The sequence below is a fragment of the Pedobacter sp. N23S346 genome (assembly GCF_048515415.1).
Taxonomy (GTDB): Bacteria; Bacteroidota; Bacteroidia; order Sphingobacteriales; family Sphingobacteriaceae; genus Pedobacter.
In genome coordinates, this window is record NZ_JBLYEE010000001.1 from 306,077 (window position 1) to 325,923 (window position 19,847).

A 19,847-nucleotide genomic window follows, 5' to 3' on the forward strand; every position below is an offset into this window, starting at 1 on the left:
ATTAAGCTTTTTTCCTTTTTTTCTTCAAATCTAAATAATCTACAAAATACAATACCTTAACTGATAAGCTATTATTTTGCGGCGCATTCAAAATACCACTTAAGTTTTTATTATACCGTTGCCTGTAGAATGCATCAGAAGTTTCTGCCGCATCTTTGTAAGAAACCGAAAGCGTGCTTCCGGGAGCAAACTGCCAGATGTAAATTAAATCAATATTGAAAACATTGTAATTCCGATCCAATCCTATTAAAGGCGACCCCTGATAATCTGTCAAGTTCCCGTCAGGCTTCAGGAGGTAAAAATCTTTATTTCGTCGATCACTCCAATAATGCCGAAGCACAACCGTTACGCCCATTAAATTGGTAAAAGTATATTTTGCATCTATTGAGTTTTCTACCGTTCTTCTGTCGTATTTGGAAAAGATCGATTGACTACCCTGAATGGTCACCCAGTTTACAAAATCATAATTTGGGTTAAAGCTTAAATCAAGACCAAAAGCCACCTTATCATTCAGCCTGAAGTTTTGAAAGAGGTAAAAATTGTAAGATTTCCCATTAAAAAGTTGTTGCTCCTGGTAACGGATATTTCCTCCAAAATTGTAGGCCTTCGCCCGATTGGGATTAATGTAAAGACCAATTGTATAGTTTTCTGGCGCTTTATAAACCTGGCCATTTCTGGCTTCGTAAAAGTTGTTCGCTTTAGCATCATAGTTTACATCCACTTCTGCAGACCATAAATTCTTAAATCGAACATAAGAGCCGCTTTCAATCCCGAAACTTTGAAAATCGCCTGGAGTGGCACGCCTTGAATAAGAAATATTGAACCAATTTTGCCATTCGTTATACCATTTACCTGGCTTAAATATGTTATAGCCAATGCCCACCCGTTGATCTAAAAAATTATTATTGGTGAAGAAACCCATATCCGATGGATCAAACTTATCATCTGCATATACCTGATTGTAACTCCAGGTAAAGTTGCCACTTTGCTTTCCAAACCGAAGCGCATAGCTATAACCCGTATTGGTTTCTTCTCCTTTTAAAATACTCATTTTACCATTTGCATTGATAAAATATTTATTGCCTTTGTTATTTAGATTGAGCAGTAAAGCGGTAACATTGGCATCATACGCGCTTCCCTGGCGCAATACATTTGTATTGATAAAAGTAGCCGAACTGTTATTTTTTAATGATTGATCAAAAACCAGAATGTTATAGTTCGTTAAAGGTTGTGTTTCCACTTCACGCAGATTACCCTGGGCATCTTCTACTTCAGTTTGCATGCTATTCGTAATGGCATTGAAAATACCGATACCCAGGCCCTTAGCTGTTCTTCCGGAAATCTTTGTTGCATTTAAAACCTTAGCTTCCGTTTGATCCTTTACAATCTTATCATTAGCACCAATGGCGTTGCTATTATAATATGAAGGAATAGAACCGATTCGCTTGGAGTAGAACAGGTCACCTTTGTTAAAGAGTTCGGTTCCTTCGGTAAAAAACTGTCGGTTTTCATTAAATTTAACCTCAAAAGGTGTGAGGTTTAAAATCCGGTTATCTGATTGCACTTGTCCAAAATCTGGCACAAGCGTCATATCGAGCGTAAAACTATTGTTTATGCCGTATTTAACATCCATCCCACCATTAAAGCGTGATGTAGTATTTTTCACTCCCGGTAAATTAACCGGATAATGATTAATGTAGGCTGAAACATATGGCGAAAAAGAAAGCCGTAACGGTGGTTTAATATCCTTAATTCCTGTCCATAATCCTTCCTGATTAATAAATCCGTTTACTTTCGGATCTACAAAGTTCCAGAACACCTGTGTATTGCTTCTTTGTGTGCGGCGACTAAAATTAATTCCCCAGTTTTGAATATCCTTACTCGAAAAACGCAATGCGGAATAGGGAATTTTCATTTCACAGGTCCAGCCTTTATCATCAATTTTGACTGCACTTTCCCACACGGCGTTCCAGTTTGGATCTTCATCACCTACCTGAGAGTACTTGGCATCGAACTGCACCCCGGCTGCTGTAACAAAAAAGCCATTGCCATTCATTTTATCGTAAAATGGATCTACAATTATGGAGATAAAATCAGCATTCCCAATCTGGTCTCTTGAAACCAATTCATGCGAAACACTATCCGGATGATCATACATTCTGGCATAAATATAAATGGCCACATCATCGTAAAGTACCTTCATTTCTGTACGCCGATCTTTGGCTTCAATCTTTCCTGGCGTTGGTCTGAGCTCAATAAAATCACTTGCTATCGGTACATTTATCCAACAAACATCATCCAATACACCATCAATTTTCGGCGTGCTGGCTGTTCTAACCGCAGCGAGTTGCCTTTGTTTGAGAAGATCCTGTGCGTTACAAAAGGCAGAAATGAGGAGGAGAAAGAAGGTTAAGTGGCGTTTCATTAGTTTAGGTTAACATCCATAAGACTGGATTAGAATCTAAATGTTGCATCAGCCAGGAAAATTAATCTAACCACTAAAGTTTTGACTTTGTGTTGCAGAGATTTACGAGCAAAATTTGATACATTTGCGTTTCATTAAAAAATAAATAGTCTTTGCTTTTGGGCAACAGGCTAATAGCTTATAAAAAGATGTTTGATAATTTACAGGACAAGCTAGATAGAGCATTTAAAGTATTAAAAGGACAAGGCAGCATTACGGAAATCAACGTGGCAGAAACCATGAAGGAGATTCGTAAAGCGTTATTAGATGCCGATGTTAACTATAAAACAGCCAAAGCATTTACAGATGATGTGAGGCAAAAAGCATTGGGTCAGAACGTGCTTACCGCCGTTTCACCTGGGCAGTTGCTTACCAAAATCATGAATGATGAACTTGCTGCCTTGATGGGTGGTGAGGTTACCGAATTAGATACTAAAGCAAACCCAACAGTTATATTAATTGCAGGTTTAAACGGTGCAGGTAAAACAACCTTCGCTGGTAAACTGGCATTGCACTTAAAAGGTAAAGGCAAAAAACCATTATTAGTTGCTGGTGATATGTATCGCCCGGCAGCGGTAGATCAGCTGGAGGTTTTAGGAACTTCTGTTGGTGTTTCGGTTTACGCCAATCGCCAATCTAACGATCCTGTTGCCATTGCATTAGAAGGTATTGCGCATGGTAAGCAAAATGGCAATAACGTAATCATTATCGATACTGCTGGTCGTTTAGCGATTGATGAATCGCTAATGAACGAGATTTCTGAGGTTAAAGCAAAGACTCAACCACATGAAATTTTATTCGTTGTGGATTCAATGACTGGTCAGGATGCCGTAAATACAGCAAAAATATTTAATGATAGATTAGACTTCACTGGTGTTGTTTTAACGAAACTGGATGGTGATACCCGTGGTGGTGCTGCACTTTCCATTAAATCGGTTGTAAATAAGCCAATAAAATTTATCGGTACAGGCGAGAAAATGGAGGCACTGGATGTGTTCTATCCTGATCGTATGGCATCGCGTATTTTAGGTATGGGTGATGTGGTTTCTCTTGTAGAACGTGCTCAAATGCAGTTTGATGAGAAAGAGGCCGCTGAATTACAGAAAAAAATCCGTAAGAATAAATTCGATTTCAATGATTTCTACAGCCAGATTCAGCAGATTAAGAAAATGGGTAACATGAAGGATTTGATGGGCATGATTCCTGGTGTGGGTAAAATGATGAAGAATGTGGATATTCAGGATGATGCTTTTAAATCAATCGAAGCAATTATCAATTCAATGACGCCATTTGAGAAAGAAAACCCTGATTCTATTCAACAAAGCCGCCGTATACGCATTGCTAAAGGTTCGGGTAATAAGGTAGAAGAAGTAACCAAACTCATTAAACAATTTGAAGACATGCGGAAAATGATGAAGCAGTTTTCTAACCCGGCAGCCGCAGCAGCAATGATGAAAGGGATGCCGAAAATGCCGTTTGGAAATAGATAGGTTCTGAGCTTAAAGCGGAAAGACTAAAGCTTAAAGCGAAGAGAGCATATTGCAGATATATAAATCCTGATCAGAAATGGTTGGGATTTTTTTATATAATTTTTTAATGAATGTGTGTTTTTTGATTGCTAGAAACGGATGTTTGATTGGATGCTCAATCAGCTGAAGCAGACCGCAATGAATACCCATTAAAGTGCTATTGGTTTTAACAAAAGGTATTAAATAAAAAATTTCTTTCTATATTTATCAAAACCAATTATTCATCCCCGAATAACATAACATCCCGTTCCATTTTCAGTATCATTCATGCTTGTAAAAACATACGGGAGCGCTGTTTTTGGCGTCAACGCACTTACCATTACGATCGAAGTAAGTATTAGTGGGGGTACCAAATACTATATGGTTGGTTTGCCCGATAATGCCGTAAAAGAAAGTTTACAAAGGGTTGCCAGTGCCATCAACGTTGCCGGTTTTCGAATGCCAAGGCAGAAAATTGTTGTCAACTTAGCACCTGCTGATATTAAAAAAGAAGGCTCATCATACGATTTACCGATTGCCATAGGCATCCTTGCAGCATCAGAGCAAATTCCAAGTGAGGAGTTGGCGAATTATTTTATTATGGGTGAGCTCTCTTTAGATGGCGCCATTCAGCCAATCAGAGGCGCATTGCCGATTGCCATACAAGCACAGATTGATGGCTTTAAAGGATTCATTCTTCCTAAACAAAACGTTCGGGAGGCGGCTATTGTAGATGGCCTGATTGCTTATGGCGTTGAAACCCTTGCACAGGTGATTGCTTTCTTCAATAAAAGCGATACACTCGAACAAGTAAAAATCAACACCAAAGAAGAATTTCTAAAAAATATTGGCAATTATGAACATGATTTTTCTGATGTTAAAGGGCAGGAAAATATTAAAAGAGCTTTGGAAATTGCCGCAGCAGGTGGGCATAATGTCATCCTGATTGGTCCGCCGGGAGCAGGCAAAACCATGCTAGCGAAACGCTTACCAACCATTCTACCTCCACTGAATTTATACGAAGCACTCGAAACTACAAAAATACATTCTGTAGCCGGCAAGCTTTCTGCTGCAGATGCTTTGATGACTATTCGTCCATACCGCTCGCCACACCATACCATTTCTGATGTTGCGCTGGTTGGCGGAGGTATAAGTCCGCAACCGGGAGAGATTTCTCTTGCACACAATGGCGTGTTGTTTTTAGATGAATTGCCAGAATTTAAACGAACGGTGTTAGAGGTAATGCGTCAGCCCCTGGAAGACCGCAAAGTTGCCATTTCCAGGGCACGTTTTTCGGTAGAATATCCTGCAAGTTTTATGCTGGTCGCCTCAATGAACCCATGTCCTTGTGGGTTTTACAATCATCCGGAAAAGGAATGTGTTTGTGCGCCCGGCGTGGTACAAAAATATCTGAGTAAAATATCAGGTCCGCTTCTCGATCGAATTGATTTGCATGTTGAAGTTACACCTGTTAATTTCTCAGAGCTGGCATCATCCCGCGAAGCGGAAAAAAGCGAGCACATCAGGGCGCGGGTAATTAAGGCGAGAGAAATTCAAGACCATCGCTTTGCTGATAAGGAAGACTTACATTACAATGCACAAATGAGCCCTAAAATGGTGCGAAAAGTTTGTCAGATTAGCGATGCCGGAACAGCACTCCTGAAAACTGCCATGGAACGTTTGGGCCTGTCTGCTAGAGCTTACGATCGGATTTTAAAGGTAGCCAGAACCATTGCAGACTTAGATGGAAGTGAAAATGTGGAACTTGAACACCTCGCAGAATCAATCAATTACCGAAGTTTAGACCGTGATGGTTGGGCAGGTTAATCTACTTATAAGAAACAATCAAAGTGAAATTATATTAAACCATATAGGAATATAGAACATATAGTAGATAATGATATAGCCGATAGGTAGAATATAAATCTATATGGACTTAAATACCTATACGGTCGAATAATGAAGATCTATCAGAATATTCTTTTAATAATGAATTTTATAATAAAACCATATAGGAATATAGAACACAATAGATAATGATACAGCCGATAGGTAGAATATAAATCTATATGGACTAAATACCTATACGGTCGAATAATGAAGATCTATCAGAATATTCTTTTAATAATGAATTTTATAATAAAACCATATAGAACATATAGTAGATAATGATACCAATTGATAGGTAAAATATAAATCTATATGGACTAAGTACCTATATGGTCAAATTACGAAGATAATATCAGAATATCCTTTTAATTAATAATGAATTTTATAATAAAATCATAGAGGCATATAGAACATAGAGTTGATAATGATGCAGTTGATAAGTAGAATATAAATCTATATGGACTAAATGCCTATATGGTCAAATAATGAAGATAAATCAGAATTACTATTTCAACATACTCTTTTACTAATAATGAACTTTGTACGAAAACATATAAAAATATAAACCTATATAGACTAAATACCTATATGGTTAAACCCTAAAATTATGACGAAAACAGATTTACGAGAAATAACATACAACGTTCTTGGTGCAGCAATAGAAATTCATAAAGCACTTGGACCAGGTCTTCTGGAAAGTGTTTATCACGAATGCATGAAGCATGAACTCATGTTAAGACAAATAAGCTTTCTGACTGAAATATCAATGCCTGTGCGCTATAAAGATATAAATGTTGCAACCTACCTAAGATGTGATTTATTCATTGAAGGCTGTCTCACTGTGGAAATAAAAGCTTCAAAAACAATTGAACCAATTTTTGAAGCTCAGATATTAACCTATATGAAGCTATTAGAAGCTCCCCAAGGGCTAATCATAAACTTCAACTGCGTTAATATTTTTAATGAAGGACAAAAAACATTTGTTAACGATTTTTACCGCAATTTAGAAGAGTGATTTATATTCATTATTTCACATAATAAGCTGAGATTAAAAACAGCTTGCAATAAATGGCTATTTTAAATTAAAACTCCCGGGAAGGAAAGTCTCCGTTAAATGCAAAACATTTATCCGAATATAAATCCTTATTCTTCTAAACTAAACAGTCTCATCTTCTTAACTTGTAATTTGCTTTTATGATCAATAAACTAAAAAAGTAATTTACAAAGCATTTAAAATATTGATTATCATATTTTAAAATTAAATTCCATAATACAGATGACGCATGATAAATCTTCTTTTTAAAATATAACTTATCTTAATGGCATAGTAATTGTAATAATACAGACACTACCTAATCAAATCAACTGAATACAGCAACATATTCAAAATGAAAAACAACAAGATGAAAAAAACATTTCAAATTTTCAGCCTGCTTTTAATAGCAGTTATTGTATCGTGTAAAAAAGACTATAGCACGATGAGTACGGATCAACAAAAATCTATAATTCAAACTACAGTAAAATCGGAATCAGATACTGCAAAAAAGCACTTTGCTTACATTTTATCTAAAGCAATAAATGACGAGCCTGAATTAAGATCATTTATTAAACGTGAAGCTATGAAAATGATAGATAACGATTATGATGTATTCTATCCTTTCGTAAAAGACAAAGAGATTAAACCTGGTACTACGTTCAGAGATGAGCTAATAAAATATGCAAATGACATAGATCAATTTCAGAAAATAGAAGAAGCGTTACCATTATTAACTATTTATGTTCCAAAATTACCCAGTGGATTTTCAGCTGATTCTTGGAAAGAATCTGAAAATCCAAATATTTGTTCTAACTTTTATGAAAATGGGGTTGTTGATTTAATCAAAAATGGTAAAGTTACTCAATCACTTAAAAGAAATGAAATACCGGGATTACCTACTTTGGTAATAAAAGAAAATGAACGAATTAGATTGAAAGATAAAAGCAATGTCTTATTAGCGCCCAAACAAGCAAATACCTCAAAAAATAGAGCAATAAATCATATACCGGAACCATATATTTTTATTGATAGTACTTTTGATAATTCAGATGGTCAGAACAATTCAAAATCAAGTTCAACAAAACTCTTATCAAATGCTAAATCCGAACAGAGTAAATTAATGACTCTTAAATCTAGCAATAAATTTAGTTATACAACGGGGGCAAGTGATTGTGAAGGTTGTAATCATATGATTTTCTTTGATCAAGGAGAGATTGATACTACACTAAGAAACTCTTATAAAGTTATGGGAGTTGACAACGAGAATTGGCAAAGAGATTATATTTATTATTCCTTAACTCCAAATGCTAATTCTAAAGGCGCTTTTCGTTTAAGTCTAAAAGAAACCATCAGATCCATCAGATTTACTGAGGCTGCTATAAGCCGTATCATGGATCAAGACGATCCTCGTAACCCAGGGCAATTTGTAAGCTCTTGGTCAACTCCTAAGTGGACTGAGGGCAATTTCGAATTTAAAATAGATGTATTAATTAATAATACATCAGGGCTTGGTACAACTATAACACGATACCTATCTCTAGATCCAGATCAAATATTTTATCCGCAATATTCACAGGTAGCTCCCAATGCTTGGATTTTTAATAAATATTATTTAAATAAGATAAATGTTAACATACCACTAATCTCATGGGATTTAGAATCAAATGGCTCAGCCTGGAAATTCTTGATTTCAGAAGTAGATGATCAACAAACGGAAACAAGAACGGAATCTTCGTCAACCGAGTTTGCAACTAATTTTGGCTTTGATGTGTCTTTTGCGAAGGTTGTTAAGTTAGGGCCTAAGTTTGGTGCATCTTTGAAAACAACCAAAACAAGTAATTATAGTATTGTTACTACTCTTAATTCTGATGATCTTGGTACATTAGAACTATTTTTTTCAGATCCTGTCTTTAGAAGGCAACCTGGTGGACGCAACATTGATGGGCCAGTAGATGCTTACGATATGTACTCCATTAAGAATGGTTACATAGAGATGGTAGTTATGCCTAAATATTCTTACTAGAAAAATATCTAAGTCCCGGTTTACACCGGGGCTTTTTTTATGTTTTGGATTATCTTTGCAAAAACGAATCAGATTCTAAATTTATTTAGATTTATAGAATGAGTCTTGAATTAAGAAAACATATTGAAGAGATTGTCTCGCTTACTGATGAGGAGTTTGAATATATTAACAGACACTTCAAGCTCAAACAACTTAAAAAACATCAATATTTAATTCAGGCAGATGAGCAGGTAAAAACCATTTACTTTGTAATCAGTGGACTTCTGAAAGCGACATTTAATGATTTAAATGGCAAAGAGTACATCATTCAGTTTGCGATGGAAAATTGGTGGATTTCAGATTTTCAGGCCTTCTATAATAATGTTAAATCCATTACGAATATCAGCTGTATTGAAAATGTAGAGTTGCTTTCTATTTCTAAAGAAGATCTGGATAAAATTTGTCGCGAAAATCATAAAATGGAACATTTTTTCAGGGTTAAAAATAGTTCAGGCTATGTAGCCTTACAGCAGCGGATTTTATCATTACTCACCACAAATCCTAAGGAACGCTTCGAGCAATTTTCACGTCAGTACCCACGGTTAGGACAAAGACTTTCTAAAACAATAATTGCAGCGTACCTGGGTATTTCAAGAGAAACATTAAGCAGACTTTCAGCTAAAACTGTGATTTGACGCACAACAAATCTGTGATTGAAGTCCTATGTAAACGAGATACATTGCTTTAACTTTGATTAACATTAAAAATTAATGATATGAGTAAAAAAGTTTTATTCGTGCTTACAAGCCACGACGAATTAGGAAATACAGGTAAAAAAACCGGATTTTGGTCAGAAGAATTAGCCGCTCCATATTATGCTTTAGCAGACAAGGGTGTTGAAATTGTACTGGCATCTGTTAAAGGCGGTCAACCACCAATTGATCCGAAAAGTGAAGAAGCTTCATTCCAAACAGAAACTACTAAAAGAATGGACAATGATACCGTTCTTCTTGATAAGCTAAAAAATACAATTCCTTTGGAAGAAGTAAAGATGGAAGATTTCGATGCCGTATTCTACCCTGGTGGCCATGGACCGCTTTGGGATTTAGCTGAAAGCAAAATTTCTCAAAAATTAATTGTAGATTTCTATACCGCTAAAAAGCCTGTTGCTTTTGTGTGCCATGCGCCAGGTGTGTTGAAAGATGTAAAAGTTGATGGAGAATATTTAGTAAAAGGCAAAAATGTAACGGGTTTTACCAATACCGAAGAAGATGCTGTTGAATTAACCAATGTAGTACCATTCTTGGTTGAAAATATGTTGGTTAAAAATGGTGGAATTTATACAAAAATTGCAGATTGGAGTCCTTATGCTGTTGTAGATGGTTTATTGGTAACTGGCCAAAACCCTGCGTCATCAGAAAAAGTAGCTGAAGAATTGTTGAAACTTATTTAACATTTCAAAATTTTCTACTGGTTGCATAATTTTGTGACCAGTAGAAATTTTATATTTTTTTTACAATTCTTCTTCGTTCTCATCTTCTTCTTCAGGTACATATTTTTCAATGGCCTGTCCAATTGCATTCACTTCTTCATCTTCCTCAAAAATCGGAAGTTCTGTTTTATAATCCATTTTTAACCAAATGGAAGAAGTATCTTTTTGAATCTGAATATATTCTCTTCCATCCTTAAAAATGGTATAAGAATCATTTCCTTCTGGGAAAACAGAATAATTTACCGGGCCTATTTCTATGTCAAATGGTTCTTGCATCACTAATATTTTTCTTCAAAGATAACGGTTTAAAAGATTAATATTTATGTGTTATTGATGATTTGGAAAGGAATGGTTCGGTTTTTCATCGCTTCCATCAGTCCCGCCATTCACTTCAATCTTTTTCAACTTATTGTCGTTCTCAAATTGTCGTCATTACAGGGAGGAAGGACATGGCAACTTATTTCCTTGTGTGCAAATCAAAAGTATTTCCGTTGCTGTCGGGTTTAATAACAATATATTTCACTTTTGGCAAAACCGATCATAAGCCGATGTTTATGCGTTGCTCCGCATTGCAAAAGAAAGAAGAGAAACCGACCAATAACTAAAAAATTACTTGCTCCTGCTTAAAAATCCCGTCATTTGTACTATTTTACACCAAACTATTTACCGTAAGATTAGAAGATGAAGTTAACGTTTTGGGGTGCTGCACAACAGGTAACAGGAAGTATGCACCTGTTGGAAGTTGGGCATTATAAAATACTGATAGATTGTGGATTGGATTATGAAAAGGAAACCTATCAGGAAGATAACCAACAATTTCCTTTCGATCCGGCAAGTATAAACCTGGTTATTTTAACCCATGCACACATTGATCATTCGGGCAATTTGCCCACCCTAGTGTGTCATGGTTTCGATGGCCAAGTGCTTTGTACCCCTCCAACAGCCGATTTAACCTCGATATTGTTATTCGATTCTGTGGAGCTTTTCTTGCGTAAACAAAGTAGAAAGCCACGCACAAAGCGAGGCAATTTCAGTGGACCAAAACCATTGTATCTCCACAAACATGTAATGGATACTATAGATCGTTTTGTAACCATTGCTTTTAACAAACCATTCAAAATTACTGGTGATATCAGTTTAATTTTCATTCCGGTAGGGCATCTATTGGGTGCAGCTGCCGCCGTTTTGACGATTAATGATAACGGCGAGGAAAAGAAAATTGCATTCTCTGGAGATATTGGCCGTGAACATTATCCTGTTTTGGTAAAACCTGAGCCTATTCCAGAAGTAGACTACTTCGTATGTGAAGCTACCTACGGCGGCCGCTATCATACGAAAGACCACACACTGGAAGAAAGATTGGTAAAAGAAATTGAAGAAGCATGTATCAAAACACCTGGACGATTAATTATTCCCGCTTTCAGTATCGGCAGAACACAATCTTTGGTTTTCGCACTAAACCAAATCTTTACTAAAAAGCTATTACCTCCAATTCAAATATTTGTGGATAGTCCGATGGCGATACATGCCACTGATGTTTACCGGAAACACCATAATCTGGTGAACCAGGAGGCGAAGGATTTCTACAAAACCATGGGCGATGAGTTTGAATTTGAACACCTGGCTTATGTACAAACCATCAAAGAAAGTAAGGATGTTTCCAATTATTTTGACCCTTGCATCATCATTTCATCTGCCGGAATGCTAGAAGGTGGCCGTATTCAGGATCACTTATATTATAACATTCAAAACTATTATTGTACCATCCTTTTTATTGGCTATTGCGCTAAAGGAACACTTGGCTATAAACTTTTAAGTGGCGCACCAATTGTGCGGATTAAAGACCGTGAAATGATGGTTTATGCAACTATTCGCCAAACAGATTTACTCAGCGGCCATGGCGATCATGATGATTTAATGCGAACAGTGAAACAAACCGGTCAGCCGAAGAAGGTTTTTCTGGTGCATGGTGAGGATAAAAGTTTAAAGAGTTTAGCTGCTGCTTTGCAGGAAGACGGTTTTGATGTGGTTTCCCCGGAAAGGGGAGAAGTGTTTGAGATTTAATAATTAAATCGTTTATCGTTATTCATTTCTTTCTAATGCTTAATAACAAATTAACATTTTATAGCAAATGCACTAAGTTTTCGCTTACCGTTGTTCGTTGCTGATAAAACTTTATAATAGTACATTAACTCTTTTTTAGCAAACGAAATAAGATTGCCTCCTACACCCATAATGTGCTGTTCTTCTTTAATCATTTCCTAATCTCTATTTCTTTCACTATTCTCCATTTCCTGTTGCCTTTGATCCATTCCCTATTCTCTATTTCCCTGTTTCCTATTCCCCCTTTAACCTATTTCCCGCCCATCTATTTCCTCACCTGTCCATCACCCCTAACCACCCATTTATAACTCGTTAATTCTTCCAAACCCATTGGTCCTCGGGCATGCAATTTCTGTGTGCTGATGCCAATTTCTGCACCCAGGCCAAACTGTGCTCCGTCAGTAAAACCTGTAGAAGCATTGGCATAAACCGCAGCGGCATCCACGTTATTTAGAAATCTAGTGATGTGTTCTGCATTTTCAGAAATAATGGCTTCACTGTGTTTTGAACTATGAACGGCAATATGATCTAATGCCTCATCTAAATTTTCAACTATTTTGACTGCGAGTTTTAAGGATAAAAATTCAATCCCAAAATGTTCTGTTTGAGCCAGGTTTAACAAGTTTGAAGGATAGCTTGATTCTAAAATATTAAAGCTCCTTTCATCTGCAAAAAGTTCTACTTTTCCATCAGCCAGCGGCGATAAAAGTTCGGCCAAATCACCCAATCGTTGTTCATGAATCAGCACGCAATCAAGTGAATTACAAACACTCACCCTTCTTGTTTTAGCATTGAAGATGATTGCCTTTCCTTTCTCCAAATCTCCAGATTCATCGAAATAAGTGTGTACAATTCCAGCTCCGGTTTCAATAACGGGGATTTTACTGTGCTCCCGAACATAAGTAATCAACGATTGACTTCCACGAGGGATCAACACATCTACGAAACCTCTTGCTTTTAACAATGCTTCAGTTGCAGCACGTTCTGCTGGCAATAAAGTCAACACATCTAGGTTAATATTGTGTGCAGCTAAAACACCGTGGATAACTTTTGTGATCGCCAGATTGGAGAATTCAGCATCGCTTCCGCCCTTCAATACGGCTACGTTTCCGGTTTTAAAGCAAAGTGAAAATACATCTGCCGTAACGTTTGGTCGGGCCTCGTAGATTACGCCAACCACTCCAAGCGGTACACGGATTTTTTTTAAATCTAAACCATTTTCTAAAATCTTTTCTGATAGCACTTCATTCAGTGGACTAATTAAGTTCCCCACGTTTCTAACATCATTAGCAATATCTACAATACGGGTTGCGGTTAGTTTTAGCCGATCATATTTTGGATCTTCAATAGGCATCTTAGCGAGATCTTTTTCGTTTTCCAGCAATATGGATGCTGTATTATTCACTAAAGCCTCCGCTAAATCAGAAAGAACGGCATTCACTTTTTCTTTGGATAGAATGATGAGATCTCTGGTGGCTTTCTTAGCATTTTCGAAGTATGTGGAGTAGTTCATAATTTTAGTATTAAGTATATAGTATCAGGTATCAAACTTGTGAGCAGAAAGAGTTTACGGATAACACCTCTATTATCCTCTATGTCTTAAACCCAGTTTACCTCTGTGGTTAATTTGTTTTAGTTACAATTGCGCTATAGCCTTTCAGCTTTGGTCTTTCTGCTTTAGGCTTTCAGCATCAGGGATCAAGCCTGGGCGCAGAAAGAGTTTACGGATAACACCTCTATTATCCTCTATGTCTTAAACCCAGTTGACCTCTGTGGTTAATTTGTTTTAGTTACAATTGCTATAGCCTTTCAGCTTTGGTCTTTCTGCTTTAGGCTTTCAGCATCAGGGATCAAGCCTGGGCGCAGAAAGAGTTTACGGATAACACCTCTATTATCCTCTATGTCTTAAACTCAGTTGACCTCTGTGGTTAATTTGTTTTAGTTACATTTGCTATAGCCTTTCAGCTTTGGTCTTTCTGCTTTAGGCTTTCAGCTTATATCGCCGAATAAAAATAATCGTAATGCACCAAAGCTTTTTGCTTCTTCTGCCCGATTCTTTCTATTGCCTTATCAGAACCATATTCAGCAATTCCTAAACCAATTAGCTGATTCTGTTCATCAACGATTTTAATAATATCACCTTTTAAAAAATCGGTTTGAATTTCTATAATCCCAACGGGCAATAAACTGGTAGCTTTACCAGAGGTTAAAACAGTTTTTGCTCCATCATTTAATTTTACAATACCTGTTGCTGCTGTTTCGGAGTGTGCAATCCATTTTTTCTTACCTGATTTACTTTTTTCCGGAACAAATCGAGTGTGAATCAACTCCTGATCAAGCAAAGATATAAGCACATTATCTTTTGTTCCATTGGTAATATGAACAGTAATTCCAAGTTTAGCAACTTTTTGTGCCATAGTTGATTTCGTAATCATACCACCTCTCCCAAACTGAGATTTACCCGTTTGAATAAACGAAGCCAGATTAGAAACCGTTCCTGAAATCTCTTCTATTACCTTCGAACCTTCAATTTTAGGATCTCCGTTATAAATTCCATTTACATTCGACAGAATAATTAAGGCATCGGCATTTAACATAGAGGCAATTAATCCTGCCAACTCATCATTATCGGTAAACATGAGTTCGGTTACGGAAACTACATCATTTTCATTTACTACCGGAATAACATCGTTCTGCAATAGAATTTGCATACAATTTTTCATGTTTAGGTAATGGGCGCGATCACGAAAATCTTCCTTTGTTACCAGCACCTGCGCACACTTAATCTGATGTCCAGCAAAGAAATTAGAATAAGTATTTATCAGTTTTACCTGGCCAATGGCAGCTAATAATTGTCTTGTGGTTACCGCATCCTGCTTTTCAGAAACTTTAATTAAACTTCTTCCTGCCGCAACAGCTCCGGAAGAAACCAAGATCACTTCAATGCCTTGCTTTTTTATCGCTGCCAACTGATCCACTAAATGATTAATTCTTGATTCATCCGGCAGTCCATTCTCCTGCGTAATTACATTCGATCCAACCTTAACTATTATTTTTTTATACCCTAACTTCATTATTATATTAATGCCATTTGTTTTGGCAATTTAACATCTATTTTATTAATTCGGATGATTATCTATAGGCTTGATCGATTTTTACGAAAATAATAATCAGTTTGAAGTTGAGCGTTCGGAGCCAATTAACCGATTTGAACAATTAACCACCACATCACTTATAAACCAATGACTATTGAACTAATGAACTATTTCATTAAATTGCAAGCACCTAATACTGAACCAGACATGAAACGTATCTTACCTTCCCTGATTTTGCTTGGCACAATTTCAGCCTGTAATAACCCTCAAAAGAAAGAAATGGAACCTATAAAATGGCCAGATGCAAAGGCACCTGTGGCGGAAATCATTCCACATCAACGTGTTATTCACGGGGATACAGTGGTAGACAATTATTATTGGATGATTGATTACTTCAAGAAAGGCCCGGATAGTACCAAGGTGGTTAATTACCTGAAAGCCGAAAATCAATACCTTAACGAGATGATGAAAAGTACAGATGCTTTTCAAGTAGATTTATTTAAGGAGATGAAAGGCCGGATTAAGGAGAAAGACGAATCTGTACCCGTGTTTAGGAATGGATATTTCTACTATTCGCGTACCGAAGATGGCAAACAATATTTCAAATACTGTCGTAAAAAAGGAAGTTTAACTGCGCCTGAAGAAGTGTTGCTTGATGTTGATGAAATGGCTAAGGGACATTCTTATTTCAGTGCTAATGGCTTTAAAGTGAGTCCGGACAATAAATTATTGGCTTTTGGTGTAGATAAATTTTCCCGCAGGCAATATACCATTCAGGTGAAAAACCTTGAAACCGGCGAAATTTATAAAGATGCAATCACCAATACCGAAGGACCTGGTGCTTGGGCAAACGACAATAAAACCTTGTTTTATACCTCAAAAAACCCTGTTACCCTATTAAGTGAAAAAATTAAAAAACATACGCTTGGTGCAGATGCGAAAACGGATGTAGTGGTTTATGATGAAAAAGACAACACGAATTATATTGGCGTCGGAAAGTCAAAAAACGGAAAATACATCTTCGTTGCTTCACAAGGTACATTAACATCAGAATTTAAAATGATTGATGCTGACCATCCGGAGAATGATTTTAAAGTTTTTTCAGCCCGCTCAAAAGATGTTTTATATAGTGTAATGCCAGTTGACGGGAAATTTCTGATTTTAACCAATTGGAATGCGAAGAATTTCAGGTTAATGGAATGCCCGTTAGATAAAACGGAAAAAGAAAACTGGAAAGAAGTAATTCCGCACCGCACGGATGTACTCTTAGAAAGTGCCGAAGAATTTAAAGATTATACGGTTTTATCAGAGCGCAAAAATGGCTTAACTGAATTACGTGTGCTAAAGAAAAACGGAGGCGATTATTACATCAAGTTTGATGAACCTGCCTACGATGCTGGTGTTGGCGCCAATCCTGAATACAATAGCAAAACTTTGCGTTATTCTTATACATCATTAACTACGCCGAGTTCAGTTTATGATTACGACCTGGAGAAGAAAACACAAAAGCTGATGAAACAGCAAGAAGTGGTTGGTGGCTACAATCCTAAAGATTATGTAACGGAACGCATTTTTGCAACTGCAAAAGATGGCACTAAAATTCCTGTTGCATTGGTGTATAAAAAAGGTTTTGAAAAGAATGGTCAATCGCCTTTACTGCTCTATGGATATGGTTCTTATGGTTCAAATTCTGACGTTTATTTTTCTTCGGTTCGATTAAGCTTGCTAGATCGCGGTTTTGTTTTCGCTATTGCGAATATCCGCGGCGGACAAGAAATGGGTCGCCAATGGTATGAGGATGGTAAGTTGATGAAAAAGAAAAATACTTTTACTGATTTTATCGCCGCAGGTGAATATTTAATCGACCAAAAATACACTTCAAAAGGTCATTTATATGCCAATGGTGGAAGCGCAGGTGGTTTGTTAATGGGTGCAGTTGTGAATCTAGCTCCCGACTTATGGAATGGGGTAATCGCCGATGTGCCTTTTGTTGATGTGGTAAACACCATGCTGGATGAAAGTATTCCGCTTACTACAAATGAATTTGATGAATGGGGAAATCCAAAGAAAAAAGATGCTTACGATTATATGAAAAGTTATTCTCCTTACGAAAACGTGGAGAAAAAAGCCTATCCAAATATGCTCGTAACTACTGGCTTGCATGATAGTCAGGTGCAATATTTTGAACCTGCAAAATGGGTGGCAAAATTAAGGGCAATGAAAACAGATCAAAATGTATTGTTCTTAAAAACCAATATGGAATTTGGACATGGTGGTGCATCTGGTCGTTTTGATTACCTCAAAGAAGAAGCTTTAGGTTATGCTTTCTTCTTTAAACTGGAAGGAATAACAAAGTAACCTAGCTATTTAATAATAAGCCTGTTGAAGATTTAGCCATTTTCAACAGGCTTAATATTTGTCTTATAATTAACTTCAACATCCGATCTAAATCCTAAATGAATCCTAAATTAAAACAGCTTCAAGTCATTCATCTGGCATTATGCTCTGGCGTATTTCTCTTCGCAGCAGTTACCAGCTTTATCAATAAAGATCAATTTTATTTTGATGCTAATCCCGCCAATACAGCGCCTTTTAATCCAATTTTTCCAATCGTTGGCTTGATTACCATTTCGGTCAGCATCATTGCTTACAAAAATTTAACATCAAAAATCGACAAAACGGCTTCCCTCGATCTCAAAATAAATCAATACCAAACCGCATTTATCATGAGTGCTGCACTATTAGAAGGCGGTGCGCTTTTCAACCTTGTAGGTTCTTTTATATCACACAATGCGTTCTTTTTAATTTTTGCTGCGGCAAACTTAATTTTCCTCATCCGCAACAGGCCAACAAAAGATAAATTGATCTCCACTTTACAATTGCAATATCCTGATACCGAAACATTGTAATCATTTAGCCGTATCTTTGTCTGCTAATGGAATACAATGTTCACACTTTACCGAACGGCATTCGCTTGTTGCACGTGCCATCGGCTTCAGCCATATCTCATGCCTGCATCATCATCAATACCGGCTCCCGCGATGAAACTGAAAACAAGGCTGGCTTAGCACATTTCATCGAACACCTAATTTTTAAGCGTACTGAAAAACGCAGTACCAACCAGATTTTAAATCGACTAGAAAGCGTAGGTGCAGATTTAAATGCCTATACCACCAAAGAATATACCTGCGTTCATGCCTCTTTTTTAAATCCATATTTAGATCGCACATTAGATCTTTTTAATGATATCATCTTCCACTCTACCTTTCCTGAAGAGGAAATGGATAAGGAGAAAAGCGTAATTCTGGATGAAATAGCCTCTTATTTAGACCAACCGGAAGAAGCCATTAATGATGATTTTGAAGATATGCTGTTTGCTGGTAATCCGCTTGGAAATAACATCCTCGGCACTACAGATTCGGTGCAAAGCTTCACACGTGAAGACGTAATCAATTTCAGGAAAGCAAACTACCGAACCAATGAAATTGTGGTGGCAGTAATCGGGAATTATAGCCTGAACAGTGTGGTAAATAAGGGCACTAAACATTTTGGAGATGTTGAAGAAAATATACCAGAAAAACACAGAACAAAACCAGAAATTTTAAAGCCAACCACAACCACAATATATAAACCAATTATGCAGGCACATTGCATTTTAGGAACCCAGACTTATTCTGCTCATCAAAAGCAAAAAGTTAGTTTAATGCTATTGAACAATTATTTCGGTGGTAATGGAATGAGTTCCGTATTAAACCTGCAAATCAGGGAAAAATATGGAATTGCGTATACCATTGAATCTAACTTTTCGCCACTAAGTGATACCGGGATCTTTTCCATCTATTTCGGAACAGATAAAGAGAAGCAAGCCAAAGCCTTATCATTAATTTTTAAAGAGATTAAAAAACTAAGAGAAAAGCCTTTGAATGACCTTCAATTACAAAAAGCTAAAAATAAATTTATTGGTCAGATTGCTTTAGGCGAAGAAAATAGAATCGGCCTGATCATTTCCATGGCAAAAAGCTTAATTGATCACAACAGAATCGACTCTCTGGAAACCGTTTTTAAGAAAATAAACGACGTTACCACACAAGAAATTGCACAAATTGCTGATGAGGTTTTAGATATCGAAAACCTTAACATCTTTACTTTCTCGCCAATAGCGGAATAATTCTTATTTTTGTAAATACAAATCGTTGATTCGAGTTGTATTGCCAGACCTTAGTCATTGCTTAATTGCTCCGTAATGGCTGGCGAAAT

General features: G+C 36.7%; 14 protein-coding genes. 10 read left to right on the plus strand and 4 right to left on the minus strand.

The features are described from left to right. Nucleotide 1: 1 nt before the first annotated feature. Nucleotides 2-2,425, minus strand: a complete 2,424-nt coding sequence (locus ACN1CD_RS01305; protein ID WP_419128449.1) for a DUF5916 domain-containing protein — start codon at nucleotides 2,423-2,425, stop codon at nucleotides 2-4. A 188-nt stretch (nucleotides 2,426-2,613) separates the two neighbouring features. Between ACN1CD_RS01305 and ffh the strand changes: the two genes are divergently transcribed. The 6 genes from ffh (at nucleotide 2,614) to ACN1CD_RS01335 (ending at nucleotide 10,353) form a co-directional block, all read left to right on the plus strand. Then, nucleotides 2,614-3,954 carry a signal recognition particle protein gene (ffh, locus tag ACN1CD_RS01310; RefSeq protein ID WP_419128450.1) on the plus strand — a complete coding sequence of 447 codons (1,341 nt, stop codon included), beginning with the start codon at nucleotides 2,614-2,616 and terminating at the stop codon, nucleotides 3,952-3,954. A gap of 306 nt (nucleotides 3,955-4,260) precedes the next feature. Then, nucleotides 4,261-5,799: a YifB family Mg chelatase-like AAA ATPase gene (locus ACN1CD_RS01315; RefSeq protein ID WP_419128451.1), complete on the plus strand. Its 1,539-nt coding sequence runs from the start codon at nucleotides 4,261-4,263 to the stop codon at nucleotides 5,797-5,799. Between the two features lie 670 nt (nucleotides 5,800-6,469). Continuing rightward, a complete protein-coding gene (locus ACN1CD_RS01320) occupies nucleotides 6,470-6,877 on the plus strand; it encodes a GxxExxY protein (RefSeq protein WP_419128452.1) in 408 nt (135 codons plus the stop codon). A 373-nt stretch (nucleotides 6,878-7,250) separates the two neighbouring features. Further along, complete coding sequence (locus tag ACN1CD_RS01325; RefSeq protein ID WP_419128453.1) at nucleotides 7,251-8,921, plus strand: hypothetical protein; 1,671 nt, start codon at nucleotides 7,251-7,253, stop codon at nucleotides 8,919-8,921. 98 nt (nucleotides 8,922-9,019) lie between these two features. After that, complete coding sequence (locus tag ACN1CD_RS01330; protein WP_419128454.1) at nucleotides 9,020-9,595, plus strand: Crp/Fnr family transcriptional regulator; 576 nt, start codon at nucleotides 9,020-9,022, stop codon at nucleotides 9,593-9,595. Between the two features lie 80 nt (nucleotides 9,596-9,675). Beyond that, entirely contained in the window at nucleotides 9,676-10,353 is a 678-nt protein-coding gene (locus tag ACN1CD_RS01335; protein WP_419128455.1) for a type 1 glutamine amidotransferase domain-containing protein, read from the plus strand. Nucleotides 10,354-10,413: 60 nt separating this feature from the next. Here ACN1CD_RS01335 and ACN1CD_RS01340 read toward each other — a convergent pair whose 3' ends face one another. Then, entirely contained in the window at nucleotides 10,414-10,668 is a 255-nt protein-coding gene (locus ACN1CD_RS01340; RefSeq protein WP_419128456.1) for a hypothetical protein, read from the minus strand. 405 nt (nucleotides 10,669-11,073) lie between these two features. Between ACN1CD_RS01340 and ACN1CD_RS01345 the strand changes: the two genes are divergently transcribed. Beyond that, nucleotides 11,074-12,456 (plus strand): MBL fold metallo-hydrolase RNA specificity domain-containing protein, encoded by a 1,383-nt coding sequence (locus ACN1CD_RS01345; RefSeq protein WP_419128457.1) that lies wholly within the window; start codon nucleotides 11,074-11,076, stop codon nucleotides 12,454-12,456. A 304-nt stretch (nucleotides 12,457-12,760) separates the two neighbouring features. On the opposite strand, the gene ACN1CD_RS01350 is transcribed toward ACN1CD_RS01345, so the two are convergent. Both ACN1CD_RS01350 and proB read right to left on the minus strand, forming a co-directional pair. Next, nucleotides 12,761-14,008: a glutamate-5-semialdehyde dehydrogenase gene (locus ACN1CD_RS01350; protein WP_419128458.1), complete on the minus strand. Its 1,248-nt coding sequence runs from the start codon at nucleotides 14,006-14,008 to the stop codon at nucleotides 12,761-12,763. A gap of 481 nt (nucleotides 14,009-14,489) precedes the next feature. Then, on the minus strand, nucleotides 14,490-15,569 hold the full coding sequence (gene proB, locus ACN1CD_RS01355; protein WP_419128459.1) for a glutamate 5-kinase: 1,080 nt from the start codon (nucleotides 15,567-15,569) through the stop codon (nucleotides 14,490-14,492). A 168-nt stretch (nucleotides 15,570-15,737) separates the two neighbouring features. On the opposite strand from proB, the gene ACN1CD_RS01360 reads away from it, so the two are divergent. From ACN1CD_RS01360 to ACN1CD_RS01370, 3 genes are all read left to right on the plus strand, one after another. Continuing rightward, on the plus strand, nucleotides 15,738-17,948 hold the full coding sequence (locus ACN1CD_RS01360; RefSeq protein WP_419128460.1) for a S9 family peptidase: 2,211 nt from the start codon (nucleotides 15,738-15,740) through the stop codon (nucleotides 17,946-17,948). Nucleotides 17,949-18,046: 98 nt separating this feature from the next. After that, complete coding sequence (locus ACN1CD_RS01365; RefSeq protein ID WP_419128461.1) at nucleotides 18,047-18,499, plus strand: hypothetical protein; 453 nt, start codon at nucleotides 18,047-18,049, stop codon at nucleotides 18,497-18,499. Nucleotides 18,500-18,525: 26 nt separating this feature from the next. Next, nucleotides 18,526-19,758: a M16 family metallopeptidase gene (locus ACN1CD_RS01370; protein WP_419128462.1), complete on the plus strand. Its 1,233-nt coding sequence runs from the start codon at nucleotides 18,526-18,528 to the stop codon at nucleotides 19,756-19,758. The last annotated feature ends 89 nt before the right edge of the window (nucleotides 19,759-19,847 follow it).